This window comes from Streptomyces sp. CB03234 (genome assembly GCF_001905885.1).
Lineage (GTDB): Bacteria > Actinomycetota > Actinomycetes > Streptomycetales > Streptomycetaceae > Streptomyces.
The window spans coordinates 315,331-339,430 of the sequence record NZ_LIYH01000005.1; the positions used below are offsets into that span (position 1 = coordinate 315,331).

Sequence of the window (24,100 nt, forward strand, 5' to 3'; positions counted from 1 at the left end):
GCGGCTGTCCTCGACGTCGTTTCGGCGGTCCTGTCCGCCCCGGCACGCCCACAGCATAGGCCGGGCGTTCCGGGGCGGTTCCCCGGGCGGAGCGGTCAGCCCGCCCGCACGGTCCAGGAGCGGACGGTGACCCATTCGGCGTACGGGACGGAGGCCGCCGCCCCGGTCTCGCCCGCCGGCGCGGGGACGTACACGGGGGCGCCGACGGCCCGTGGCAGCACCCGGAGGCGCAGGCCGTGGGCGCGCAGGGCGTCGATCGGGAGCCGGTCGAGGCCGATGTCCCAGACGCGCCCCGAGAAGAACTGGTCGGCGACGAGCGTGTCCCCCACGTACGCCCGTGCCACGTCGCCGGTCCACCGGACGCGCAGGAGGGTCCCCGCCGGCTCGTCCAGCAGGGCGTCCGGTACGTCGACGTGGTAGTCGGCGGCCACGGTCTCGAAGTGCTTGTCCTCGGGCACGCTCGCCCGGCCCAGTACGCCCGTCACGGTCTCCGGCGCAGGCCCGGCCGCGCGGACCAGGACCGGGACGGCCGCCGGGACGGCCTGCCCGGCGGTACCGGCGGTACCGGCGCCGTCCGGGACGACCCGGTAGCGGGTGAACACCCCGTCCCGCGCGTCCCGCACCGCCGCGCCGGCCACCACCGGGGCCTTGTCCGGTGCGGGCAGCACGGCGAACGACGGCTGGGCGGCCGGGCTGTGGACCCGTACCTCGCCGTCGTCGAAGACCACGCCGTCCGGGCAGAGCACCAGCCGCTCGGCCCCCCACGCGGCGCCCCGGTAGACGGTACGGGCCGTCGCGGCGTCCAGGACCAGCAGGCCGGCCCGCCCGCCGTCCGCCGTGTCCACCTCGACCAGGGCGCCGGTGCCGGGGCGGATCCCGGTGACCAGGACCCGGCCGCCGATGTCCGTGACGTCACCGGAGGGCGTGGTCACGGACGTCACCGTGCCCGCGTCCAGGGCCAGCTCGGGAGTGATGCCGTCGGTGGCGGCCAGCACCAGCACCGTGCGCCCCTCGACGTCCACGGTGCACACCGGCTGCGCGGTGGCCCACTCCAGCCGCAGGCCCGCCACGTCGAGGCGCAGCGGCCAGCAGAAGTAGGCGCCCCGGGGGACGGTGACGGGGGTGCTGGGCAGGGTCACCGGGCCGGTGCCGGGGAGTTCGACGGTGAAGGCCGTGTCCGGGTGGTCCGGCAGTGGCTCGTGCGGCTGATAGTTGTTGAGGAAGAGGAACGCGGAGGTGCCGTCGGCGCGGACGGCCCAGCGCAGGGTGTCCCGGTCGTGCTGCCCCGTCGGCCGGTCCTCGGGCAGCACGGACCGCATGGGCGCGATGAGGTGCCCGAAGTCGGCCAGCATCAGGTGCTGGAGTCTCAGTTCGTGGTACGAGGGGCGCACCTGGCCGTACTCGCCGAGCGGTGCCTGGAAGTCGTACGTCAGGACGGGCAGGTCGTTGGGGTAGCCGGTGGCGTGGGACTCCTGGAGGGTGGTGTGTTCACCGGCCGGGTTCGTACCGCCGTGGAACATGTAGAAGCCCTGCCACACCGAGCCGCACCCGATCTTGGTGAGGCCGAGCGCGCCGACGTCGGCCGCCTCCACGCGCGGCCGGCGGTGGTACGCCGCCGCCATGCCGCCGCCCAGCTCACAGGTGGCCCACGGGTACCGGTCGGCGGGGACGGGGTCACCGCCCCGGACGGTCGTCGGCCGCAGGTCCGCGCCGATGCCCTCGTCGTCGCGCTGGTGGGTGAAGAAGAAGTGCTTGCGGCAGGTGTCGGGCCAGCCGCCGTCCGCCTCCGTCCAGAACGTCTCGGGGTAACCGCCGTACAGCGGGAGCAGTTCGTCGGGGGGCAGCTGGACCCCGCCCCAGGCGGTCGACGTCCACAGCGGCGCGCTCAGCCCGGCGTCCTGGGCCATCCGCTTGAGGGTGAGGAGGTGGCCGGGCTGGTCGTAGAGCTCGTTCTCCACCTGGATCGCGACGATGGGGCCCCCGTGGGCCCGGTCGAGGCCGCGCAGCTGCTCGGCGACGGCCGCGAACCAGGTGCGTACGGGTTCCAGGTAGGCGGGGTCGTCGGTGCGGGGCGTGCAGGGGCGGGCCAGCAGCCAGTCGGGGAGGCCGCCGTTGCGTACCTCGGCGTGGGACCAGGGGCCGATGCGGGGGATGAAGTCCAGGCCGTGGCGGGCGCACAGTCGGGCGAAGCGCCGCAGGTCGCGGTCGCCGTCGAAGCGGGTGCGGCCCTCGGTCTCCTCGTGGTGGATCCAGATGATGTACGAGGCGACGGCGGTCACCCCGCCCGCCTTCATCTTCAGCAGCTCCTCCTCCCACTCCCCGGCGGGGTAGCGGGAGTAGTGGAACTCCCCGGAGACCGGGAACCAGGGGCGGCCCCCGCGCGTCAGCCAGCGGCTGTTCACCTCGATGGGGTCGGGTACGCCCGGCGCGTCGGCGAAGAGCAGGTGGCCGGTCGTCGGAGGCGCGGCGGGTGCCGGGACGCGCAGGAGGTGGGGGCGGGGCGGGTGTGTCATCAGGACTTCTCCGGTCCGAGGTCGGGCGTGTCGGTGAGCAGGGCGCGCGTGCCGGTGGTGGCGTGCAGCTCCAGCACGACGAGCTCATTGGTGCCGGGGCGCAGGACGGGGGCGGGGACGTACAGGGTGCGCTGCGGGCCGCGGTTCCAGTAGCGCCCGAGGGCGAAGCCGTTGATCCACGCCTGGCCCTTGGTCCAGCCGGGCAGGGCGAGGAAGGCGTCGGCCGGGGCGCGGACGTCGAAGGTGCCGCGGTGGAAGGCGGGTCCGGCGTCCGTGGCGGCGGCGGAGGGGCCGAACGGCACGGCGCGCGGGTCGTCCAGGGGCAGCGGGTGGCAGTCCCAGCCGCGCAGCACGGTGCCGTTGAAGGCGACGGGGCCGAGCAGGCCCTTGGGGGTGCCGATGCGGGGACCGTAGTTGACGCCGCCCAAGTCCTCGACGAGGACGTCCAGTACGGCGCCGGGGCGCGGGACGCGCAGGGGCAGGGTCTCGTCGTGCCGTTCCCGTTCGAGTACGCCGACGGGGGCGCTGTCCACGAAGACCTGGGCGCGGTCGCCGACGCCGCCCGCGAAGGTGAGCAGGCCCTCACCGGCGCCGGGAAGGGTGGTGCGGTGGAGCAGGAACCCGGCCCGCAGGCCGAGGTCGCCCATGGTCGGCGGGTCGTCGGTGCGCACCGGCTCGGCCAGTGCGCCGGCGAGCGGCAGCAGCGGCGCCCGCTGGTCCAGGACGACGGGGGTGGGCGGGAGCTTGGCGCCCGGTGCCGGGGCGGGCTCGCCGGGGACCGGCGCGTGGCGGGCGATGACCTCGCGGAAGGCGTGGTACTTGGGGGTGGGGTCGCCGCACTCGGCGAGCGGGGCGTCGTAGTCGTACGAGGTGACGGTCGGGGTGTAGGCGTGCTCGTGGACGGCGCCGTTGGTGAAGCCGAAGTTGGTGCCGCCGTGGAACATGTAGATGTTGACGGACGCGCCCGCCGCCAGCAGCCGGTCGAGGCCGTCGGCGGCGTCCGCCGCGTCGCGGGTGTGGTGGGGGCCGCCCCAGTGGTCGAACCAGCCGACCCAGAACTCGGAGCACATCAGCGGGCCTTCGGACCGGTGCGCGCGCAGCCGGGCGAGCGACTGCTCGATCCGGCCGCCGAACGTCCCGGTGGCGAGCGTGCCCGGCAGGCTCCCGGCGGCGAGGTGCGCGGGGTCGGCCTGGTCGCAGGTGAACAGCAGTTCCTCCACGCCCCGTGCCCGCAGCCCCTGTTCCAGGTGCTTCAGGTACGCGGCGTCGTCGCCGTACGCCCCGTACTCGTTCTCCACCTGCACCGCGATCACGGGCCCGCCCGAGGCGGCCAGGTGCGGCAGCAGCGGGGGCAGCAGCAGGTCCAGGTAGCGGTCGACCGCCCCCGTGAAGCGGGGGTCGCTGCTGCGCAGCCGGATGTCCGGGTCGGACGTGAGCCACGAGGGCAGGCCGCCGCCGTCCCACTCGGCGCAGATGTACGGGCCGGGCCGCAGCAGGACGTGCAGGCCCTCCTCCTGTGCCAGCCGCAGGTACCGGGGCAGGTCGAGGAGGCCGTCCAGGACCAGGGGGCCGCCCGGGTCGGGCTGGTGGGCGTTCCACGGGACGTACGTCTCCACCGTGTTGAGCCCCATGAGCCGCGCCTTGCGCAGCCGGTCGGCCCACTGACCGGGATGGACGCGGAAGTAGTGCATCGCGCCGGAGATGATCCGGAACGGCTCGCCGTGCAGCAGGAAACCGTCGGGCGTCGTCGTCAGGGCGGGCATGCGGAAGCTTCCCTTCGCTTCGGGGTACGGGACCGTGGGGTCAGCGGGGCCGGGTGCTGCGGATCAGCCAGAGCGTGGCCGCCAGGCACAGCGCCGAGACGCCGCACAGCAGGAGCGGCACCGCGCGGATCCCGGACCACTCGATGGCCTTGCCGAGCGCGGGTCCCGCGGCGACCCCGCCGACCATGGACGCGGCGATCACCACCGCGCCGGCCCGCCGGGCCCTCGGGGCCGCCCGGTTCAGCCAGGGCAGCCCGGTGGGGAAGATCGGCGCGATGAACAGCCCGACACCGGCGTACGCGTACGGGGCGAGGCCCGGTACCGAGGCCAGCAGCAGGCAGACCGTCATGCCCGCGCACGAGACCGTGATGATGGCCTGCGCCGAGAAGCGCAGCGCGATCGGCGCGACCAGGAAGCGGCCGGCGGTCATCATCAGCCAGTACACGGAGGTGGCGGTGGCGGCGACGCCCGCGCTGTAGCCGACCGTCTCCAGATGGGTGGGCTCCCAGCCGCCGACGCCGGCCTCGACGCCGACGTGCAGGACGTACAGCGCGACGAACACGGCGAGCACCGAGCCCAGGCTGCGGCCCAGGACCCGGCCGCCGGGCGCCCCCTCGGTGCCGGCCGGCTGCGGGGCCCGGTCGCGTACGCCGCGCAGGCACAGCAGCAGCGGCAGGTTGGCCAGCGCGAAGACCAGGAAGACGGCCGGGTAGTGCGCGGAGCCGACCGCGCCGATCACCGCCGGGCCCAGGATCGCTCCCACGCCGAAGTGCGCGTTGAGGACGTTCAGCATGGCGGTCGAGCGGCGGCCGAAGCCGACGGCGAACAGCTGGTTGAGGCCGTAGTCGATGCCGCCGAAGCCCAGCCCGGCCAGCAGGGCGGTGGCCAGCCCGACGGGCCAGTTCGGCGCCAGCGCGAAGCCCGCCGCGCCGACCGCCATCAGCAGGTACGAGCCGCCCAGGAGCTGCCTGTTGCCGGTCTTCCCGTAGAGGCGGTCGAAGAGCAGTACACCGGCGACCCCGCCGATGAAGTGGGCGCTCAGCCCGAGCCCGGCGGCCGAGGGACTGAGGCCGAACTCCTCGCGGAAGGCGGGGATGGCGGGCCCGTACAACGCCTGGAGCGCGCCGATCAGGACGAAGCCCACGCAGGACGCGACCACGGCGGCCGGGCTGAAGACGGGAGCATGCGGCGCGGCTGCTTTTCCGCCGGTGGTCCGCGTGGCCGGAGCGTCGGGGGCGTGCCGCGTGGCCGGAGCAGGGCCGGCGGGCCGGGCGGTGGGGGGCTCGGTCACGCGGACTCCAGATGACGGGCCACGATCTCGTGGGCGAAGGACATGATCGTTCCCTGCGGGCTGATGCCAGGGGCGCCGGGCAGCACACTGGCGTCGCACAGGTGCAGGTTGCCGAAGCCGTACGGCCGGCCCAGCTCGTCGCACACCCCGCCGCGCCCGGGCAGCGCCATGGGGCAGCCGGCCATGGCGTGCACGGACACCAGCTCCCAGTCGCCGGGGCGCACCCGGGCGCAGTACGCCTCGACGTCCGCCTCCGTACGCAGCGGCCCGGCGGCGCTCGTGGGCGGCAGCAGCTCCACGGCGCCCGCCGCGAACAGCAGCCGGGCGGTCCGGCGGAACGCCAGCCGCAGCGCGTGGTGGTCGGCCCGTGTCATGCCGTGCCGCAGCAGCGGGGTGCCGGCCACGGTCCCGGCGATGCGGGCGTACCCCTGCATCCGTACCTGGGTGGTGAACATGCCCAGCTGGGAGCGGGCCGCGAGCAGGTCGTCGACGAGGTCCGGGGCACGGCCCGCGAGCGCGGCGCCCAGGCCGCCGGGTGTCAGGTTGGACGGCATGACCAGCATCCCGAGCGCGGAGTGCTCCTGGACCTGGGCGGTGAACATGGTGCCGCGCACCGCGTCGACGACCCGTGGGAAGCGGGCGACGGTCCGCAGGTTCAGGTGCAGCGCGATCCGCCGTCCGGCCGTGCGCGCGTGGATGCCGCTGCGGCGCAGCAGCACGGGGGTCCCGATGGGGCCCGCGGCGACGAACAGGGTGCGCGGGCGGTAGCGGACGCGGCGGCCGTCCGGACCGGTCGCCTCCACGCCGCGCACCACCCCGTGCCGGTGGGTGATCCGCTCCACGCGTACGCCGGGGCTGACGCGCGCGCCCAGCGCCTCGGCCTCCGGCAGGTACGTCACGGCCATGCTCTGCTTGGCGCCGCTCGGGCAGCCGGTGGCGCACTGGTTGCGGTGCTCGCAGCCGCGCACCACGCGCTGCGGGTGCTGCCAGCGCCAGCCGAGGGACTCCGCGGCCAGCGCCAGGAGCCGGGAGTCCTCGTTGCCGTCCCCGTGCTCCTGCACGATCATGCCGAGGCGCCGCCGCACCTCGGCGAAGCGGGGCCCTATGACGGGCGCGCGGTAGCTTCCGTACCCGGACCAGGCCGCCCAGCAGTCCAGGACGGCCGCCGATGGCTCCCACAGCAGGCCCCCGTTGACCACGGTCGTGCCGCCCACGGCGTGGGCCTCGCCGTAGGCGATGGTGGGGGTGCCGAAGACGGCGGTGGCCCCGCCGTTGCGGTACAGGCGGCGCATCGACTCCGCCGGACTGGCCGCCGCCAGCTCCCGGGTGCCGACCCGGGGGCCCTCCTCCAGGACGGTGACGGACCGCCCGGCGCGGGCCAGTTCGAGCGCGGCGACGGCGCCGCCGGCTCCGGAGCCGACGACCAGGGCGTCGCACTCGACGTCGGCGGGGCGACCGGAACGGGCGGAGCGGGCGCGCGGTGCGGTCAGCGGGCTCACAGGGCGCCCTCCTTGGGGCGTACGGCCCGGGAGGTTACGCCGTCCAGGGCGCCGTAGAGCGCCAGGGCCGTGGTCGCGCGCAGCAGCTCGCCGAAGCCGGGCAGGGCCCGGAGCCGGGCCAGGGCGCGGCGGATCTCCTCGGGGGAGGCCGACCGGGGCCACCGGCGGGTCAGGGCGTAGAAGGCCGCCGGGAACAGGCGCAGCGCGGCGACGGTCGCCCACCGGTAGCCCGTCGGCATCCGGTCCAGGCTCCCGGCGGTGTGCCGGACCGCCCGCGTCAGGGCATCGGCGGGGCGCAGCGCGTCGTACGCGGCGGCCCAGCAGGCCGGCAGGCCCGATGCGTACAGCACGCGCTCGGTGCCCCTCATCCGGCCACCTTCTCCCGTACCAGACCGGCCACGAGCCGCGTCGCGCCCTGGTCGAGCACCTCGTCGAGGGCGGAGACGAACAGGTCCACCTCGTCGGTGCGGGTCACCAGCGGCGGCGAGACGATCAGGGCGATGGCGCGGTTGGAGCCGAAGAAGGTGAGGATGCCGTGCTCGCGGTAGAGGGCGGCGACCACGGCGCCGGTCAGCAGCTTCGGCACGGCCTGCGGGTCCCTGGCCACCGAGGTGGGCAGCAGGGCCCGCAGCCTGGCGGGCACGTCGGGGCCGGGCGTGAGGAACACGCCGTGCAGGGCGCCGCGCCCCTTCACCTCCCGGACCAGGCGGGGATGGCGGGCGGCGACCCCGGCGAGTCCCCGGGTGAGGCGCTCGCCCAGGTCGCGGGCGCGGCCGGGGAAGTCCTCCTCGACGGCGACGGCCACGGCCTCCAGCGCGGTCGCGGTCTCCTCGCCGAATCCGTAGTACGTCGTGCTGTGCAGCGTGGCGTCGGACAGGTTGTCGTACGCGGCGCGGAAGACGGGCTCCCGCGTGATGTAGCCGGAGATCGACGCCTTGCCGCCGCCGAAGGACTTGGACGTCGTGACGATGTCGGGCACGAGCCCCGGGTGGTGCATGAAGTGGAAGAGGGCGCCGGTCTTGCCCCAGCCGGTGTACACCTCGTCGAAGATCAGCACGATGTCGCGCTCGGTGCAGATACGGCGGACCTCGCGCAGGAACTCCGGCGAGCACTCGCGCAGGCTGGAGGCGCTGAAGGGTTCGAGGACGACGGCGTACACGTCACTCTCGCCCGGGCCGTTGGTGTGCCGGTCCAGGGCGAGCAGGAAGGAACCGAGGTCGTCGTAGGCGAAGGTGTCCGTGCCGGGGATCCGCGGGTAGGGGAAGTGGATCTCCGGGGAGGCGGTGAGGCTGCCGGCCCCCAGGAGCTTGCCGTGAAAGGCGATGTCGGTGTGCAGGACGGTGCCACGGCGGCCCCGGTGGTACTTGTAGGCCAGCTTCACCGCTCCTTCCACCGCCTCCGCGCCGGAGTTGGGGAAGTAGCTGATGTTCAGGTCCCCGGGCAGCAGGGACGCCAGGTTGTGGCTGAGCGCCGCCACGTAGGGCGAGAGGTAGTTCTTGTGCACCTCCATGCGGCGCGCCTCCTGGAAGCGGCGCCGCGCCTTGAGGATCCGCGGATGGTTGTGCCCGTGGCTGAGCACGCCGACCCCGCCGGTGAAGTCCAGGACGCGGCGGCCGTCGCGCAGGTGGATCCACGCCCCTTGGGCATGGTCGACCTGGTCGCGGCCGAAGCCGAACGAGCCGATGAGCGAGACCTGGCTGCGGCTGACGAACCGCCGGTACAGGTCGTGGACCTGCTCGGTGGTCAGCGCCTCCGCCTGGTCGAGGGTCAGGAGGTCAGGCATCGTGGCTCCCGTGGGCAGAAGAGGAGACAGAGGCGACCGCTGAGCCGGAGCCGGAGCCGGAGCCGTAGCCGGAGCCGGACGCGGACGCGGACGCGGAACCGGACGCGGAGGCGAGACGGTCGGCGATGAGGCGTCCGGCCCGGCGGCCGTCGCGTACGGCGTAGTTCGTCCCCCGGTCCTCGGGGAACACCTGCGCCATCCCGGAGAGGTACAGCCCCCGCACACCGGACTCGACCGGCGGCATCACCCGCGTGTAGTGCGGCGTGATCACGGGCTGGGCGTACTCGGCGCGCCAGACGTGGTACCGCTCCACCCACGTGTGGTCGAAGCCGGGGAACATGCGCCGGATGTACGGCAGGCTGTACGCGAAGACCTCGTCGTCCGACATCCGGTACAGCTCCGCGTCCGTCGGCAGGTACTTCGAGAGGTAGACGACGTGCTTGCCGGCGTAGCGCTCGGGGCGGTCGAGGTTGGTGTGCTCGATGACGCCGACGTAGGGGAAGTCGGGGTCGTTGACGTTGAGCCAGTACGTGTCGGAGAGCCGGCGGTTGTTCTCCAGCACCAGGCAGACATTGCCCAGGTAGTCGACGGCCGACCAGCGCCGCAGCAGCTCCGGTACGGCCGGGTGGTCCGCCCCCTCGTGGTCCAGCAGCCCGGCCGCGAGGCGGGGAGCGGTGGTGATCAGCACCTGCCGGGCCGGGTGGAACTCCCCGCCCGCCGTCACACCGCTCACCCCGGCGCCGTCGGTGTGCACGGCCTCGACGGGCGTTCCGGTGCGGATGTCGACGCCCAGGGACTCCAGGCGGTTCCGCAGCGCGTCGAGCAGGGCCTCGCAGCCGCCCTTGATGTAGTACAGGGTCTCCTTGCCGGACCTGGTGCGGCTGCCGCCCCGCAGATGCAGCTTGGTCCACATCCACGTGGCGCCCACCTGGTCCGCGTACGAGCCGAACTTGCCCTCCAGCAGCGGCCGCCAGACCACCTCGTACACCCGCCGTCCGCCGAGCGCCACGAGCCACTCCTCGGCCGTCCGGGACTCCAGCTCGCGCCAGTGCTTCACGCGCCGGGCGCGCAGTGCCAGCAGCCCCAGGCGGATCCGGTCGCGCAGCGGGAGCGGCGCGAAGCGCAGGACGTCGAGGGGGGCGGAGAGGCGGTAGACGGAGTTGGCGTAGTAGAGGCCCGTCCGGGTCTCGTGCGCTTCGAGCAGGTGGGAGATCCCGAGGCTCTCGCACAGCCGGATCATCTCGGCGTCCGACGAGAACCAGTGGTGGTAGAACCGTTCGAGGCGCCGGCCGCTGACGTCGAAGCTCGCGGCGAGCCCGCCCACGAGGTCCTCGCGCTCGATGACGCGTACGCTGCGGCCCTGCGAGGCCAGTTCGAGCGCCGCCGCGAGTCCGGTGAAACCGGCTCCGACGATGACGGCGTCCACGGGCACGGTGGTGCTGCCCGCGGCCTGTGCTGCGTCCGTGCTCACAGGGTGACACGCTCCTTCTCGGGAAGGGGCCGAGGTCCCGGCCCGGGGGGTTCGGGGTCGGCGAGCCGTTTGGCCACGACGTAGTCGGGCCGGCCCTGCACCTGGCGGTACACCGCGTGGAGGTACTCGCCGAGCACGCCGAGCGCGAGGGCGTGGGCGCCGAAGGCTCCGGGGCGGGCCAGCAGCCTCGGGTCGCGCCGGACCGCCGCGGCGGCCAGCCCGCCGGCCAGTACGGCCGTACCGAGGTACGTCGACAGCCGCAGCGGCGCCACCGACCCGGCCAGCAGGCCGCGCCGGGACAGCGCCAGCATCTTGCGGACGGTGTACTTGGACTCGCCCGCGTGCCGCGGTTCCCTGTCGTACGTCACGCTGGTCTCGGGGAAGCCGAACCAGCTGACGGCGCCGCGCAGATAGAGGTTCTTGTCGGGCACGGCGGTGATGAGGGCGACCAGTTCGCGGTCCAGCAGCCGGAAGTCGCCGGTGTCGAGCGCGAGCGGGTGGTCGGACAGGGCGTTCAGAAGCCGGTAGAAGGCATAGGCGCTGGCCTTCTTGAACAGCGTCTCGCCCGCACGGCTGCGGCGGCGCGCGGAGACGACCGACCAGCCGTCCCGCCACAGTGCCGCCATGTCCGGTATCAGCTCCGGCGGGTCCTGGAGGTCCGCGTCGATGACGACGACGGCGTCGCCCGTGGACTCGCGCAGCCCGGCGAGGCAGGCCGACTGGTGGCCGAAATTCCGGCTCAGCCGCAGGGCGCGGACCGAACGGTGTTCCTCGGCGACGGAGTTGAGCACGTCCCACGTGCCGTCGGTGCTTCCGTCGTCCACGTAGATCTGTTCACAGGTGAAGCCGGTGAGTCCGGCGAGGACCCTGGTGAGCCGGGCGTGGGTGTGGGTCAGGACCTCGGCCTCGTTGTAGCAAGGGACCACGACGCTGAGCACCGGTCGCCTGCTGTCGAATACACGTCTCTCCCGCGGCACAGCACGCCTTTCGCTCATGGAGCACAGAGGGGATGGACTGGTGGTACGCGGTTCGAACGCTGCTGATGTTACCGGTAACTTAATCCCCGTCAAGATCTTTGTCCTGGTCCGCCATCACGGTGCACTCGCGCACGGACAGCGCAATTGCCGGGCCCCCGGCTTTCCCGCCCCCTGCCGCTGACGGACGCTGGCCGCAGTCCGGGCACACCCGAGGACCGGAAGGGGCCCCCTGGATGGCGGTCAGGCGCACCACCCGTACCCGAACGCTTCTCCTCTCCGCCGGAGCACTCCTCCTGGTGGCCCATGCGAGCGGCTGGCCGCCGGCCTCGCGGCCCCCGCAGGCCGCCGCCGACGGAGTGGGGCGCGGGGCACTCGTCCTGTCGGTCACCGTCAACAAGAAGTCCCCGCGGCAGGCGGAACGGGTCGGCATCCGGGTCGGCCACCCCGTGATCAAGCGGTACCGGCTGGCCAACCGCTCGGGCGCCGACCTCCACCGCGTCACCCTCACCGACCCCTCCGTACCGCCGCACGCGCTGCGCTGCCCGCGCGGCCAGGGCTTCTGGATGCGGGGGATGAGCACCGTCACCTGTACGGCACGCTTCAGCGCCGCACCGGGACGGCACACCGCCACCGTGCGCGCCCGGGGGGAGGTCCCGTCGCTCGGCATGCGCCCCACCGCCTCCGTCCGGGCCGGTTACCAGGGCGTGACGGGCGCCCTCGCGCTGGCCGTCAGCGTCCACGACACCGTGGCGCCCCGCGCGGTCGTCCGGTACACCATCACCAACCCGGGCAACCGCACCGTCCACGGCGCACGGCTCGTCGACCCGGCCCTGGGGCGGCCCCCCGTCGACTGCGGCGGGCGCCCGGGACCGCCACAGGCTCTCGGGCCGGGCGCCGTCGTGGTGTGCGTCGCGCGATTAAGCGGCCTTCGGCCCGGTACGTATCGCAGCGCGCCCGAAGTGCGGGGGAGCGACCGGCTGTTCACCCTGGGCCCGACGTGCGGGCGGCTCGTTCCGCCGCCGGTGCTGGTGGCGCGGGCGTCGGCCCCGTTCGTGGTGCGCCCGCGCCCGGCGCCGCCCCCTCCGCCGCCGCGTGCGGTGCCTCCGCCGGGCGGAGGCGGGCTCGTGCCGCCGGGTGGGGCGGGTGGCGGTGGTGGGGTCGGTGGCGGTGGTGCCGGTGGGGCGGGTGGCGGAGGTGCTGGGGGCGCCGGTGGTGCCGGTGCTGGTGGGGGCGCAGGTGCTGCGGGTGCCGCCGGGGCGGGTGCCGCTGCCGGCACTGCTGCCGGTGCCGCCCCCGGAGCCGCTGCCGCTGGTGCCGCCGCAGGGCTCCTGGCCGCGCCTGGCGCCCTCGGTGCGCCCGGCGCCCCCGGCACGGCCGCTGCCGCTGCGGCTGCCGCTGCGGCTGCGGGCGGGGGCGCGGGCGCGGGTGCGGGAGCCCTCGCCGGAGCCGCGGCCCCCGGAGCCGCGGCCGGCCCAGCGGGAGCGGCCGCGACCGCCGGCGGCGGCCTCGCGCCCCCCGGTCTCGCCCCTGGCACCGGCACCGGCACAGGGACAGGAGCAGGGACAGGCACCGGCACCGGCACCGGCACCGGCCCAGGCACTGGCGCCGGCGTGGGCATCCCCCCGGGCGTCGGCCCCAGACCGCCCGGCCGCCAGAGCGACCGCTCCCGGCCCGCCGACACCCCCGGCCGGCGGGGCCTGACCGCGCGGGCGGACGGGGCGTACCGGCGGGACGAGTCGGTCAGCCCGGTGGTGTTCCTGCTGCTGCTCTTCCTGCCCGCGGCGGCTCTGGTCGCCCTGGCAAGCCGCCGTCTGTGAGGACCGGCGTGACGAGACCCACGACGAGACCCATGACGAGACCCGTGACGACAGAGGAGGAACGGCCATGGAGCATGTGATCGGGACGCTGGCCTTCGGGCTGCTCGCCGCGCTGGTCGCCGCCGCGGCGGTCGTCGCCTGGCGTCACTTCCATCCCGCCGAGGCGGACGAGGAAGAGGGCGGCGGGGAAGTCGCCGAGTACATGTCGATGATGATCGCCCTGCTGTACGCGCTGCTCCTCGGCCTCGCCCTGGTCTCCGTCTGGGAGCTGCGGGGCGACGCCGAGTCCCACACCTCCACCGAGGCGGGCGCCCTGCACCAGATGACGGTCCTCGCCGAGGGCCTGCCCCCGGCCCAGAAGGAGCGGATCGAGTCGGTGGCCGAGCGCTACGCCGTACATGTGGTCCAAGGCGAATGGCCGCAGATGAAGGAGGCCGGACAACTGGCCGAGCCCGGCTGGGGCCTGGTGCGGCAACTGCGCGCGGTGTCCGCCGCCCCGGCCGACGCGACCCCGTCCCAGGAGGTGACCGCCCTGGAACTGCTCGGGCAGCTCAGCGCGCTCGACGACGCCCGCCGCGGCCGCGAGGCCGTCTCCCAGGAGACGCTGTCACCGGTGCTGTGGGCCGGGATCTTCGTGGGCGCGCTCCTGTCCGTCGGCATGCTGTTCTTCTTCGGCATCGGGCGCAGTCCGGGCCAGCTGATGATGGCGATGGGCATGGTGGTGCTCACCGTCTTCCTCGGGCTCCTCATCCACTACCTCTCGACGCCTTTCGGGGACGTGATGGGCGTCAGCCCGGACCCGTTCACGCGCTACTTCCCCGCGGCCACAACCGCGTCCGCGTCCGCCGCCTGAGCCGGACGGGTGGTGTTCATCGGAAGATCTGCGCAGCGGCGGCGTCGCTCCCCGGGATCCCGAGATGCGTACACATCATGAGAAAGGTATGTAGATCGCCCAACCCGAAAGCGAGGGGTCATGGCTGCCGTCAAGCGCACGCACGAGGTCACGCACTTCTGGACCGCCTTCTTCTCTCTCCTGTCCGCGATCCTGACCGCCCTCGGCCTGAAGCGCACGCCGAGCGCCGCCATTCCGGTGTACGCCGACCAGGCACCGGCCACGGCCACTGCCACGGCCACTGCCGCCGCCCCGGCTCCCGCGCCCCGCTGCTCCGGACCCGCGGTGGGTGACTGGACACGCGACCTGTCCCTGCCGCCCACCATCAAGCAGCGCATCAGGGCAGAGGCGCACGGCACCTCGCCTTCCGTACGCCATCTGCCCGCCGTTGTGGTACCCGCTCGGACGCAGCCGGGCCTGGCCGATGCCACGGACGTGACCGACCAGGCCCACCAGGCCGAAGAGGCCGAGCGCTTCGACCGCTTCGACCGCTCCGACCTCGCGCTCGCCGCCTAGCGGCGCTCGTCGTCAGTGCCCGCGTTACCGGCGTTGCCCGTGTTGCCCGCTTCGGCGTCGGCGTCTGCTTCGGCCTCCGCCTGCTTGGCCTCCACCTCGGGGTCGAGTGAAGCCGGGCCCGTACCGTCGACGGAGGTCAGCGGGGTGCGCTCGGAGACCTCGGTGGGAGCCGGGGGCTCGACCAGCCAGTCCGGGTTGGCCTGCTTGTCCCACCACTTCCAGGCGGCGACCGCGCCGCCGGCCAGAATGCCGAAGACCGCGAGCCCCTTGGCGAGGCGTCCCGCCCTGGCCCGACGCTCGTGCTTCCTGACGATCTTCTGAATGTCCTTCGCCGTCACCTGACCGCGCATCGCGGCCATGGCGGCGGCAGAGCGGGCCATGGCCTGCTCCCGTACGGGCTGAGCGGCGGCGACCGCCTGCTCCACCCGCGGCATGGTGTAGTCCGCCGCCTGCCGTGCGGCCTTACGGGTCCGGACCGCGGCGCGATGCGCGGCCTCGTCGACCCTCGGCGGCACATGCGGCGCGACCCGCGTGCCGTACTGAACTCGTGCCTGCGTACGGGCCTGCTGCGCGGCCTTGGAGACCTTCGGCGCGACCCTGACACGTGCCTCGTGCGCGTAATGCTGCGCGTAGTGCGCGGCTGTGTCCTTTGCCGTTCCGGCGTAGGGCGCCACCACTTCCGCGGCGTGCCGCACGCTGTCCTTTGCCGAACTGGTCGCGGCGCGCACGCTGTCCTTGCGGGTCACGGGATCCTCCTCCTCGGTGGCGGGGTCGGTATTCGCCTTTCCGTCCTTTTTGAAATCATGCCTGCCCACCTCATGATCGGCATGCGGTACGGGGGCATCCGGGGCAATGCGGTGCAACCCGACGGTCCCACGGTTCGCCCTGTCGCGCGGCGTTTCGGCGACGCCGGGTCCACCTTTCTTCGTGGATGGCCCTTCCGTGCGAGGATCGGCAGACGTCAGAGCAGACTTACGGAAGGCACATCGTGGCCGAGCAGCTTTACGCCACCCTGAAGACCAATCACGGCGACATCGAGATCCGGCTCTTCCCGGACCACGCGCCGAAGACGGTCAGGAACTTCGTCGAGCTCGCCAAGGGCGAGCGCGAGTGGACGAACCCGGAGACCGGGAAGAAGTCCACCGACCGCCTCTACGACGGCACGGTCTTCCACCGCGTCATCAGCGGCTTCATGATCCAGGGTGGCGACCCGCTGGGCAACGGCACCGGCGGCCCGGGCTACGAGTTCGGTGACGAGTTCCACCCGGAGCTCTCCTTCAACAAGCCGTACCTGCTGGCCATGGCCAACGCCGGCCCGGGCACCAACGGCTCGCAGTTCTTCATCACCGTGGCCCCCACCACGTGGCTGACCGGCAAGCACACGATCTTCGGCGAGGTCTCCACCGAGGCCGGCAAGAAGGTCGTCGACGAGATCGCGAGCACCCAGACCAACCCGCGCACCGACCGCCCGGTCAAGGACGTGGTCATCGAGTCGGTCCAGATCGAGTCCCGCCAGGCCTGATCACGCGGGTCTGTCCGGCAGGGGCTGTTCCCGAGGGAACCTTTTCGCCTCGTCCATCCGTAAGGATGGACGAGGCGTTGTTCGTCGTACGCAGGGGCCGTGAGGCCTACGAGGGGATCCCATGGAGCAGGCGAAGCTGCCGAGCTGCTACCGCCATCCCGGCGAGGAGACGGGGGTCCGCTGTACGCGCTGCGAGCGGGCCATCTGTTCCCGGTGCATGGTGAACGCGTCGGTCGGTTTCCAGTGCCCGGAGTGTGTACGCGGCGGGTCCGGCACCGGCCACTCGCGCACCGCCAACCACCCGCGCACCATCGCCGGCGGCAGGATCACGGCCGGCCGGCCGCACCTGGTCACCCAGGTCCTCATCGGCGTCAACCTGCTGGTCTTCCTCCTCGGCAGCCTGAATCCGGCCCTCATCGACGAGATGGTGCTCATCGGGTTCGCCTTCGACCCCGATCTCGGCCGGGTGGTCGGGGTCGCGGACGGCGAGTGGTACCGGCTGGTGAGCTCGATGTTCCTGCACGCGGAGATCTGGCACATCGCCGGCAACATGCTGCTGCTGTGGCTGCTCGGCGGTGCCTTGGAGGAGGAGCTAGGGCGGGCCAGGTTCGCGGCGCTCTATCTGCTGTCCGGGCTGTCCGGCAGCGCCTTCACCTATCTGATCGCGGCGCAGAACCAGGGCTCGCTGGGTGCCTCGGGCGCCGTCTACGGACTGCTGGGCGCCACCGTCGTCCTCGTACGCCGGCTCAACCGCGACCTGCGGCCCATTATGGCGCTGGTCGTGTTCAACCTGGTGATCACCTTCACATGGGACCGGATCGCCTGGCAGGCGCACATCGGCGGGCTGATCGCCGGTGTGATCATCGCCTACGCCATGGTCAACGGCGCGCGTGAGCGACGCGCCGTGCTGCAGGGCGCGGCCTGTGCGCTGGTCCTCGGATTGACCCTGGTGACCGTGGTTCTGAGGACGGCCGCGCTCAGCTGAGCGCCGATTGTCCCCACCGTTGTCCACAGCGTGTGCCCGATCGTGCGCGCCATGAGGGGAACATCTGTGCCCCTCGCCTCTGACCTGGTGTTTTCCAACCCGGATGAGGGGCACGTCGACCTGTGGGAACAAGCGTCCGCAGTCACATCGGCGTCAACCCGATGCAAGTTATCCACAGATCGTCTGACCTTTTCCACCCGCTGTGCACAACGCTGTGGATAACTCAGGGCAAGGCTTGACAGCTACTTCCACTGAGTGGAGACGCCGAAGCCGGCCGCGATGAAGCCGAAGCCGACCACGATGTTCAGGTTCCCGAGCGACTCGACGGGCAGGGAGCCGTCGGTGACGTAGAAGACCACGATCCAGGCGAGGCCGATGGCGAACAGCGCCAGCATCACCGGAGCCACCCAGCTGCGGCTGGTCAGCTTGATGTTGGTCGCCTGCTTCGCGGACGGCGGGGGCGTGAAGTCGGCCTTCTTGCGGATACGTGACTTCGGCACGAGGGACTCTCCTGTCGATGCGCTGCGTGACCGCGCAGGGAACTGTGGGTGTTGTGCTGGCCTTGTGGCTGGTCGCCGGGGTGGAGACGAGGGGGACCACTGCCTCACCCGGGCGTCCGTTAGCGTAGTGCTTCCGCGGCGCTGAAGGAGATAAGGGTACGTTGAGCAATTCCGCCGACTCTCCCGAAGAGCAGGCCGGGCGCAGGAACTGGCGGCCGGTCCGGCTGCTCACCGCTGCCGTCTTCGCCCTCGCCGGTCTGATCTTCGTCACCAGCTTCAACACCGCCAAGGGCACCAACATCCGTACGGACGCCTCGCTGCTGAAGCTCTCCGACCTCATCCGCGAGCGCAGCCACAAGAACGCCGAACTCGACGAGACCACCGCGACGGTACGGGACCAGGTCGACACCCTCGCCCGCCGCGACGACGGCTCCACCAAGGCCGAGGACGCCAAGCTCGGGGCCCTGGAGAAGGCCGCGGGCACCACCGAGGTCGGCGGCCAGGGCCTCACCGTCACGCTCAACGACGCCCCGCCCGGCGCCCAGGCCGCCCCCGGCTACCCCGAGCCGCAGGCCAACGACCTGGTCATCCACCAGCAGGACCTCCAGGCCGTCGTCAACGCCCTGTGGAAGGGCGGCGCCAAGGGCATCCGCGTGATGGACCAGCGGCTGATCTCCACCAGCGCGGTGCGCTGTGTCGGCAACACCCTGATCCTCCAGGGCCGCGTCTACTCCCCGCCGTACCGGATCACCGCCGTCGGTGACAGCGGGAAGCTCCAGCGCGCTCTCGACGACTCCACCGCCATCCAGAACTACCTGCTGTATGTGAAGGCGTACGGGCTCGGCTGGAAAGTCGACGAGCACGAGACGGTGACTCTCCCCGGCTACTCGGGCACAGTGGATCTCCACTACGCGAAGCCTGTGACCGACTAGCTCTGGTTCCGGGAGGGGCCTGTGCGGCTGATCGTCAGGAGCCTCAGCGAACTGTGCCTCACCGCCGGCACCGTCATCGTGCTGTTCGTGGTGTACGTCGTCCACTGGACCGGCGTGGAGGCCGAGGGCGCCACGGTCGGCGAGATCGGCGCGCTGGAGGAGCGGTGGGCCCGGGCACCGGTACCGCCCCCGGCACCGGAAACGGCGCCCGCGCCCCCGCCCCCGCCTCCGCCGTACGAGGACGGCGAACCGTTCGCCGTCATGTACATCCCCCGCTTCGGGGCGGACTGGGACTGGCCCGTCCTGGAAGGCACCGAGGCCGCCACCCTCAAGAAGGGCCTCGGGCACTACGCCGCCACCGCCCGGCTCGGCGCGACGGGGAACTTCTCGGTGGCCGGCCACCGCCGTACGTACGGCGACCCCTTCAAGGACTTCCCCGAGCTGCGCCCCGGCGACGCGGTGATCCTCAACGACGGGACGACCTGGTTCACGTACCGCGTCGCGAGGAAGCCGTACCGGACCGTCCCCGCCGACACCGGTGTCGTCGACCCGGTCCCGGCGAAGTCGGGGTTCGGCGGCCCCGGGCGCTACCTGACCCTCACCACCTGTGACCCGGAGTGGGGCAGCAGCCACCGGCTGATCGCCTGGGCGCGGCTGGAGGCCACCCGGCCTGTGACGCAGGGCAAGCCCCCGGCTTTCCACAGGTGACCCACCCCACGGGCATCGCCCCGTACTCTGGTGCGGTATCGAAGGGCATTCGACGAGCAGTCGACGAGTATCGAGGGAAGGACCAGCAGGCCTCATGTACGGCTGGATCTGGCGGCATCTGCCGGGCAACGCGTGGGTGCGGGCGCTGATTTCGCTCGTACTGCTCCTCGCGGTGGTCTATGTGCTCTTCCAGTACGTGTTCCCCTGGGCGGAGCCTCTGCTTCCGTTCAACGATGTGACGGTGGACGGTCAGTGAGCGCGCGCATTCTCGTCGTCGACAACTACGACAGCTTCGTCTTCAACCTGGTCCAGTACCTGTATCAGCTCGGTGCCGAGTGCGAGGTCCGGCGCAACGACCAGGTCGAGCTGAGCCACGCACAGGACGGCTTCGACGGCGTGCTGCTCTCGCCCGGGCCCGGCACGCCCGAGGAGGCCGGCGTCTGCGTCGACATGGTGCGCCACTGCGCCGGCACCGGCATCCCCGTCTTCGGCGTGTGCCTGGGCATGCAGTCGATGGCGGTGGCGTACGGCGGTGTCGTCGACCGCGCGCCCGAGCTGCTGCACGGCAAGACCTCCCCGGTCGTGCACGAGGGGCGAGGTGTCTTCGCCGGGCTGCCGTCGCCGTTCACCGCGACCCGGTACCACTCGCTGGCCGCCGAGCCCGCCGACCTGCCGGACGTGCTGGAGGTCACCGCGCGGACCGAGGACGGCATCATCATGGGGCTGCGGCACCGTGAGTACGCCGTCGAGGGCGTGCAGTTCCACCCCGAGTCGGTGCTCACCGAGCACGGGCACCTGATGCTCGCCAACTGGCTGGAGCAGTGCGGCGACACCGGCGCGGTCGGCCGGTCGGCAGGGCTCGCGCCGGTGGTGGGCAAGGCCGTCGCGTGACCCCCGTGCGCCCGGAGCACGAGCACGGTTCGCCGTGGTTCCGGGCGGCGAACCTGCCGGAATCGGAGCCTCCGGATCCGGCGCCCGCACCCACGCCGGCACCCGTGCCCGATCCCGAGCCCGCACCCGCGCCCTATGCCGAGGCCTGGGCACCCGAGCCCACCGCCCCCGTACCGGACGACGAGACGATGGCCCTCCGCACGGAGGACACCCGGCGAATAGTGGCCGACCCGGCCACCCGGCGGCCGACCGGAGGCCGCGCCGAGCGCCGCAAGGCCGCCAAGGGGCGCGGCCGCCGCCGCAAGGGCGCGTCCCCCACACCGCCGGCTCCCGCCGCCCCCGGCAGGCCGCTCACCCGCGTGGAGGCCCGGCGCGCCGCCCGCGCCCGCAAGGACAGCGTCGGGGTCGTCGCCAGCCGGGTCGTCGGTGAGGTGTTCATCACCTTCGGCGTCGTCATGCTCCTGTTCGTCACCTACCAGCTGTGGTGGACGAACATCCGCGCCGGCCTGGAGGTCGACAAGGCGAAGAAGGGCATCGAGGACGCCTGGGCCGAGGGCCGCAAGCCGGACGCCTTCGAGCCCGGCCAGGGCTTCGCGATCATGTACATCCCCAAGCTGGACGTCGTCGTACCCATCGCCGAGGGGATCAACAAGGAGAAGGTCCTCGACCGGGGCATGGTCGGCCATTACGCCGAGGGCCAGCTCAAGACGGCCATGCCCTCCGACAAGCAGGGCAACTTCGCGGTCGCCGGCCACCGCAACACCCACGGCGAGCCGTTCCGCTACATCAACAGGCTCACGCCGGGCGACCCGATCGTCGTGGAGACCCAGGACGCGTACTACACCTACGAGATGGCGAGCATCCTGCCGCAGACCCCGCCCTCGAACGTCTCGGTGATCCAGCCCGTCCCGGAGGGCTCCGGTTTCACCGGACCGGGCCGGTACATCACGCTCACCACCTGCACGCCCGAGTTCACCAGTACGTACCGGATGATCGTGTGGGGCAAGATGGTCGACGAACGCCCGCGCAGCAAGGGGAAACCGGACGCGCTCGTAGGCTAGGGCGGCCTGGCTTTCGACCTTCAGACGGGACAGATGTAGTGGCACGTGCGCGCAACCGGATCGCCGGCGTCATCAGTGTGTTCGGCGAGCTGTTGATCACCGCTGGGGTGCTCATGGGCCTCTTCGTCGTCTACTCACTGTGGTGGACCAACGTCCTGGCCGACCGCGAGGCCGACAAGCAGGGCGACGAGGTCCGCCACCACTGGGCCGCGTCGGGCCCGGGCGCCCTCGACACCAAGGACGGCATCGGATTCCTCCACGTGCCGGCGATGAAGAACGGCGAGGTGCTGGTCAAGAAGGGCACCGACCCGGAGACCCTCAACAACGGCGTCGCCGGCTACTACACCGCCCCGGTCAAGTCCGCCCTCCCCACCGACAAGCAGGGCAACTTCACGCTGGCCGCGCACCGCGACGGACACGGCGCGAAGTTCCACAACATCCACAAGCTCAAGACCGGCGACTCGATCGTCTTCGAGTCCAAGGACACCTGGTACGTCTACAAGGTCTACAAGACGCTGCCGGAGACGTCGAAGTACAACGTGGACGTCCTCCAGCCGGTCCCCAAGGAGTCGGGCAAGACCAAGCCGGGCCGCTACATCACCCTCACCACCTGCACGCCGATGTACAGCTCGACGTACCGCTACATCGTGTGGGGCGAGCTGGAGCGCACCGAGAAGGTCGACAGCGCCCGTACGCGCCCGGCGGAGCTGCGCTAGGCCCTGTCCGGCGGCGACACGACGAAGCCCCGGCGCCCTCCTCAGGGCGCCGGGGCTTCGTCGTACGTGAGCGGCGTCAGCCCTGCTCGCGGAAGGTGATCCCCGACGGGCCGCCGAAGAAGCCGCCGTCCTCGTCGGTGTCCCCGTTGTTCCCGTTACCGCCGTTGTTCCCGTTGCCGCCGCCCTGGCAGCCCACGGTGGTCAGCGTGACGGTGGTGGACGCCGGGTCCGCCTGCGTACCGGGCTTCGGGTCGCTGTCGGCCACGATGGCGTTGTCGTCCGCCGGGCAGCCCTGGGCGACCTGGATGTTGGTGAAGCCGCTGGCCCCCAGCGTCTGCTTGGCCTGGCCCAGGTTCTGCAGCCGCACCTCGGGCACCGGGACCTGCTGGGGCTGCTGCGGGCCCTTGGAGACCTTCAGGGTCACCTCGCTGCCCTTGGGCGCCTTGGAGTTCCCGCCGGGGCTCTGCTCGGTGACGGTGCCCGCGGGCTGGTCCGAGTCGACGTCCTCCCGCTTGACCGTGAAGCCGAGCGTCTCCAGCTGGGACTTGGCCGCGTCGAACTGCTGACCGGTGACCGGCGGCACGGTCCGCTCGGCCTGCTTGGACACCGTGATGGTGACCTCGGTGCCCTTCTCGGCCTGGGTGCCGCCCGACGGGTCCTGCTCGATGACCTCGCCCGGGTCCTTGTCGGACTCCTTGTACTCGACCTTGACCTCGAAGCCCTTGTCCTCCAGGGACTGCCGCGCGGTGTTCTCGGACTGCTCCATCACATTGGGCACCTCGATCTTCGCGGCACCCTCGGAGACGACGACCGAGACGGTCCCGCCCTCCTGCAACGTCCCGGATTCGGGCGACTGGCTGCAGATCGTGCCCTTCGGCCGGTCGCAGGCGTCGGAGCCGGACCGGGCGATCTTCAGCCCGGCGTCCTCCACCGTCCGCTCGGCCTCCGGGAACGGCTTGCCGACCACATTCGGTACGTCCACCGAGTCGGAGCCGCCCTGGTCGCCGAAGACGGACTTGCCGATCAGGATGGCACCGACCAGGACCAGGATGCCCGCCAGGATCAGCAGGATCGTCGAGATGTTCGACTTCTTCTGGCGGCGGCGGTCCGGCCGGTCGTCATAGCCGTAACCGCCGTCGTCCGGGTTCATGGGCGGCAGCATCGACGTCTGCCCGGCCGGATCGGCCGGACGCATCGCCGTGGTCGGCTGGTCGTCGGGGCCGCCGTAGCCCCCGTACCCGGCCGCTCCCATCGCCGCCGTCGCGGCGACCGGCTGGCCGTCGAGGCACGCCTCGATGTCGGCGCGCATCTCGTCCGCCGACTGGTAGCGGTAGTCCGGGTCCTTGACCAGCGCCTTCAGGACGATGGCGTCCATCTCGGGCGTGATCTCGGGGTCGAAGTTGCTGGGCGGCTGCGGCTCCTCGCGTACGTGCTGGTACGCCACCGCGACTGGGGAGTCGCCCACGAACGGCGGGCGGACGGTCAGCAGCTCGTACAGCAGGCAGCCGGTGGAGTACAGGTCGGACCGGGCGTCGACCTGCTCGCCCTTGGCCTGCTCCGGGGAGAGGTACTGGGCGGTGCCGATCACGGCCGCGGTCTGCGTCATGGTCATCCCGGCGTCGCCCATGGCGCGGGCGATGCCGAAGTCCATGACCTTGACCTGGCCGGTGCGGGTCAGCATGACGTTCGCCGGCTTGATGTCGCGGTGGACGATGCCGGCCCGGTGCGAGTACTCCAGCGCCTGGAGGATGCCGACCGTCATCTCCAGCGTGCGCTCGGGCAGCAGCTTGCGCCCCGAGTGCAGCAGCTCACGCAGGGTGGAGCCGTCGACGTACTCCATCACGATGTACGGGATGGAGATGTTGTCGACGTAGTCCTCGCCGGTGTCGTAGACCGCGACGATCGCCGGGTGGTTGAGCGAGGCGGCCGACTGGGCCTCACGGCGGAACCGGGCCTGGAAGGACGGGTCACGGGCGAGGTCGGCCCGCAGCGTCTTCACGGCGACGGTGCGGCCGAGCCGGGTGTCGTGGGCGAGGTAGACCTCCGCCATGCCACCACGGCCGAGCACCGAGCCCAGCTCGTACCGGCCGCCGAGGCGACGCGGCTCTTCCATAACTGTTCCAGCCCTCTCCGTCAGTCCCGACCGCACCCGTGTGTGGTCCGGCGGTGTGCTGTTCGCGCATACGCTACCGGCCACGGGAAGTCGATCGAACCGCGACCACTACCTGATACGGGACCGGTACACACCGGTGCTCAGGCGCGG

22 protein-coding genes are annotated in these 24,100 nt (G+C 72.3%); 11 read left to right on the forward strand and 11 right to left on the reverse strand.

What is annotated here, in order from left to right; all coding sequences use genetic code 11:
- Positions 1-95: 95 nt before the first annotated feature.
- The 8 genes from AMK26_RS22800 to AMK26_RS22835 form a co-directional block, all read right to left on the reverse strand.
- Positions 96-2,513, reverse strand: coding sequence for a beta-galactosidase (locus AMK26_RS22800; RefSeq protein WP_073756576.1), 2,418 nt, complete (start codon positions 2,511-2,513; stop codon positions 96-98).
- Positions 2,513-4,276 (reverse strand): glycoside hydrolase family 35 protein, encoded by a 1,764-nt coding sequence (locus AMK26_RS22805; RefSeq protein ID WP_073756577.1) that lies wholly within the window; start codon positions 4,274-4,276, stop codon positions 2,513-2,515. The genes AMK26_RS22800 and AMK26_RS22805 overlap by 1 nt, the downstream gene beginning before the upstream one ends.
- Positions 4,277-4,316: 40 nt before the next feature.
- The gene (locus AMK26_RS22810; RefSeq protein ID WP_073757061.1) at positions 4,317-5,435 is read right to left on the reverse strand and encodes an MFS transporter; all 1,119 of its coding nucleotides are present in this window, start codon (positions 5,433-5,435) and stop codon (positions 4,317-4,319) included.
- 128 nt (positions 5,436-5,563) lie between these two features.
- A complete protein-coding gene (locus tag AMK26_RS22815) occupies positions 5,564-7,066 on the reverse strand; it encodes a GMC family oxidoreductase N-terminal domain-containing protein (RefSeq protein WP_073756578.1) in 1,503 nt (500 codons plus the stop codon).
- Positions 7,063-7,434, reverse strand: a complete 372-nt coding sequence (locus tag AMK26_RS36745; RefSeq protein ID WP_073756579.1) for a hypothetical protein — start codon at positions 7,432-7,434, stop codon at positions 7,063-7,065. The genes AMK26_RS22815 and AMK26_RS36745 overlap by 4 nt, the downstream gene beginning before the upstream one ends.
- Complete coding sequence (locus tag AMK26_RS22825; RefSeq protein WP_073756580.1) at positions 7,431-8,849, reverse strand: aspartate aminotransferase family protein; 1,419 nt, start codon at positions 8,847-8,849, stop codon at positions 7,431-7,433. Before AMK26_RS22825 ends, AMK26_RS36745 begins: the two co-directional genes overlap by 4 nt.
- Positions 8,842-10,320, reverse strand: coding sequence for an NAD(P)/FAD-dependent oxidoreductase (locus AMK26_RS22830; RefSeq protein WP_073756581.1), 1,479 nt, complete (start codon positions 10,318-10,320; stop codon positions 8,842-8,844). The genes AMK26_RS22825 and AMK26_RS22830 overlap by 8 nt, the downstream gene beginning before the upstream one ends.
- Entirely contained in the window at positions 10,317-11,258 is a 942-nt protein-coding gene (locus tag AMK26_RS22835; RefSeq protein ID WP_158071141.1) for a glycosyltransferase family 2 protein, read from the reverse strand. The genes AMK26_RS22830 and AMK26_RS22835 overlap by 4 nt, the downstream gene beginning before the upstream one ends.
- Before the next feature lie 1,649 nt (positions 11,259-12,907).
- On the opposite strand from AMK26_RS22835, the gene AMK26_RS37060 reads away from it, so the two are divergent.
- From AMK26_RS37060 to AMK26_RS22855, 3 genes are all read left to right on the forward strand, one after another.
- Positions 12,908-13,114, forward strand: a complete 207-nt coding sequence (locus tag AMK26_RS37060; RefSeq protein WP_073756584.1) for a hypothetical protein — start codon at positions 12,908-12,910, stop codon at positions 13,112-13,114.
- 67 nt (positions 13,115-13,181) lie between these two features.
- Entirely contained in the window at positions 13,182-13,967 is a 786-nt protein-coding gene (locus tag AMK26_RS22850) for a bestrophin-like domain (RefSeq protein WP_073756585.1), read from the forward strand.
- A 120-nt stretch (positions 13,968-14,087) separates the two neighbouring features.
- Positions 14,088-14,522: a DUF6344 domain-containing protein gene (locus AMK26_RS22855; protein WP_073756586.1), complete on the forward strand. Its 435-nt coding sequence runs from the start codon at positions 14,088-14,090 to the stop codon at positions 14,520-14,522.
- Here AMK26_RS22855 and AMK26_RS22860 read toward each other — a convergent pair.
- Positions 14,519-15,268, reverse strand: a complete 750-nt coding sequence (locus AMK26_RS22860) for a DUF5324 family protein (RefSeq protein ID WP_073756587.1) — start codon at positions 15,266-15,268, stop codon at positions 14,519-14,521. The genes AMK26_RS22855 and AMK26_RS22860 overlap by 4 nt on opposite strands.
- 242 nt (positions 15,269-15,510) lie before the next feature.
- On the opposite strand from AMK26_RS22860, the gene AMK26_RS22865 reads away from it, so the two are divergent.
- Both AMK26_RS22865 and AMK26_RS22870 read left to right on the forward strand, forming a co-directional pair.
- Positions 15,511-16,044, forward strand: coding sequence for a peptidylprolyl isomerase (locus tag AMK26_RS22865; RefSeq protein WP_073756588.1), 534 nt, complete (start codon positions 15,511-15,513; stop codon positions 16,042-16,044).
- 121 nt (positions 16,045-16,165) lie between these two features.
- Positions 16,166-17,029 carry a rhomboid family intramembrane serine protease gene (locus AMK26_RS22870; RefSeq protein ID WP_073756589.1) on the forward strand — a complete coding sequence of 288 codons (864 nt, stop codon included), beginning with the start codon at positions 16,166-16,168 and terminating at the stop codon, positions 17,027-17,029.
- A 242-nt stretch (positions 17,030-17,271) separates the two neighbouring features.
- Here AMK26_RS22870 and crgA read toward each other — a convergent pair whose 3' ends face one another.
- Positions 17,272-17,529 carry a cell division protein CrgA gene (gene crgA / locus AMK26_RS22875; RefSeq protein WP_073756590.1) on the reverse strand — a complete coding sequence of 86 codons (258 nt, stop codon included), beginning with the start codon at positions 17,527-17,529 and terminating at the stop codon, positions 17,272-17,274.
- A 161-nt stretch (positions 17,530-17,690) separates the two neighbouring features.
- Between crgA and AMK26_RS22880 the strand changes: the two genes are divergently transcribed.
- The 6 genes from AMK26_RS22880 (at position 17,691) to AMK26_RS22900 (ending at position 21,837) form a co-directional block, all read left to right on the forward strand.
- On the forward strand, positions 17,691-18,461 hold the full coding sequence (locus AMK26_RS22880) for a DUF881 domain-containing protein (RefSeq protein WP_073756591.1): 771 nt from the start codon (positions 17,691-17,693) through the stop codon (positions 18,459-18,461).
- Between the two features lie 21 nt (positions 18,462-18,482).
- On the forward strand, positions 18,483-19,169 hold the full coding sequence (locus tag AMK26_RS22885) for a class E sortase (RefSeq protein ID WP_073756592.1): 687 nt from the start codon (positions 18,483-18,485) through the stop codon (positions 19,167-19,169).
- A gap of 94 nt (positions 19,170-19,263) precedes the next feature.
- Positions 19,264-19,425, forward strand: coding sequence for a hypothetical protein (locus tag AMK26_RS37385; RefSeq protein ID WP_198944140.1), 162 nt, complete (start codon positions 19,264-19,266; stop codon positions 19,423-19,425).
- Entirely contained in the window at positions 19,422-20,060 is a 639-nt protein-coding gene (locus AMK26_RS22890; protein WP_073756593.1) for an aminodeoxychorismate/anthranilate synthase component II, read from the forward strand. The genes AMK26_RS37385 and AMK26_RS22890 overlap by 4 nt, the downstream gene beginning before the upstream one ends.
- Positions 20,057-21,121, forward strand: coding sequence for a class E sortase (locus tag AMK26_RS22895; RefSeq protein WP_443333180.1), 1,065 nt, complete (start codon positions 20,057-20,059; stop codon positions 21,119-21,121). Before AMK26_RS22890 ends, AMK26_RS22895 begins: the two co-directional genes overlap by 4 nt.
- 38 nt (positions 21,122-21,159) lie before the next feature.
- On the forward strand, positions 21,160-21,837 hold the full coding sequence (locus tag AMK26_RS22900; RefSeq protein WP_073756595.1) for a class E sortase: 678 nt from the start codon (positions 21,160-21,162) through the stop codon (positions 21,835-21,837).
- A gap of 76 nt (positions 21,838-21,913) precedes the next feature.
- Here AMK26_RS22900 and pknB read toward each other — a convergent pair whose 3' ends face one another.
- On the reverse strand, positions 21,914-23,950 hold the full coding sequence (pknB, locus tag AMK26_RS22905; RefSeq protein ID WP_073756596.1) for a Stk1 family PASTA domain-containing Ser/Thr kinase: 2,037 nt from the start codon (positions 23,948-23,950) through the stop codon (positions 21,914-21,916).
- Between the last annotated feature and the right edge of the window lie 150 nt (positions 23,951-24,100).

What these genes read in the sequence shown, in the direction of transcription:
- AMK26_RS22800 (WP_073756576.1), bottom strand. Translation starts at nt 2,513, where the DNA reads ATGACACACCCGCCCCGCCCCCACCTCCTGCGCGTCCCGGCACCCGCC.
- AMK26_RS22805 (WP_073756577.1), bottom strand. Translation starts at nt 4,276, where the DNA reads ATGCCCGCCCTGACGACGACGCCCGACGGTTTCCTGCTGCACGGCGAG.
- AMK26_RS36745 (WP_073756579.1), bottom strand. Translation starts at nt 7,434, where the DNA reads ATGAGGGGCACCGAGCGCGTGCTGTACGCATCGGGCCTGCCGGCCTGC.
- AMK26_RS22825 (WP_073756580.1), bottom strand. Translation starts at nt 8,849, where the DNA reads ATGCCTGACCTCCTGACCCTCGACCAGGCGGAGGCGCTGACCACCGAG.
- AMK26_RS22850 (WP_073756585.1), top strand. Translation starts at nt 13,182, where the DNA reads ATGGAGCATGTGATCGGGACGCTGGCCTTCGGGCTGCTCGCCGCGCTG.
- AMK26_RS22855 (WP_073756586.1), top strand. Translation starts at nt 14,088, where the DNA reads ATGGCTGCCGTCAAGCGCACGCACGAGGTCACGCACTTCTGGACCGCC.
- AMK26_RS22870 (WP_073756589.1), top strand. Translation starts at nt 16,166, where the DNA reads ATGGAGCAGGCGAAGCTGCCGAGCTGCTACCGCCATCCCGGCGAGGAG.
- AMK26_RS37385 (WP_198944140.1), top strand. Translation starts at nt 19,264, where the DNA reads ATGTACGGCTGGATCTGGCGGCATCTGCCGGGCAACGCGTGGGTGCGG.
- pknB (WP_073756596.1), bottom strand. Translation starts at nt 23,950, where the DNA reads ATGGAAGAGCCGCGTCGCCTCGGCGGCCGGTACGAGCTGGGCTCGGTG.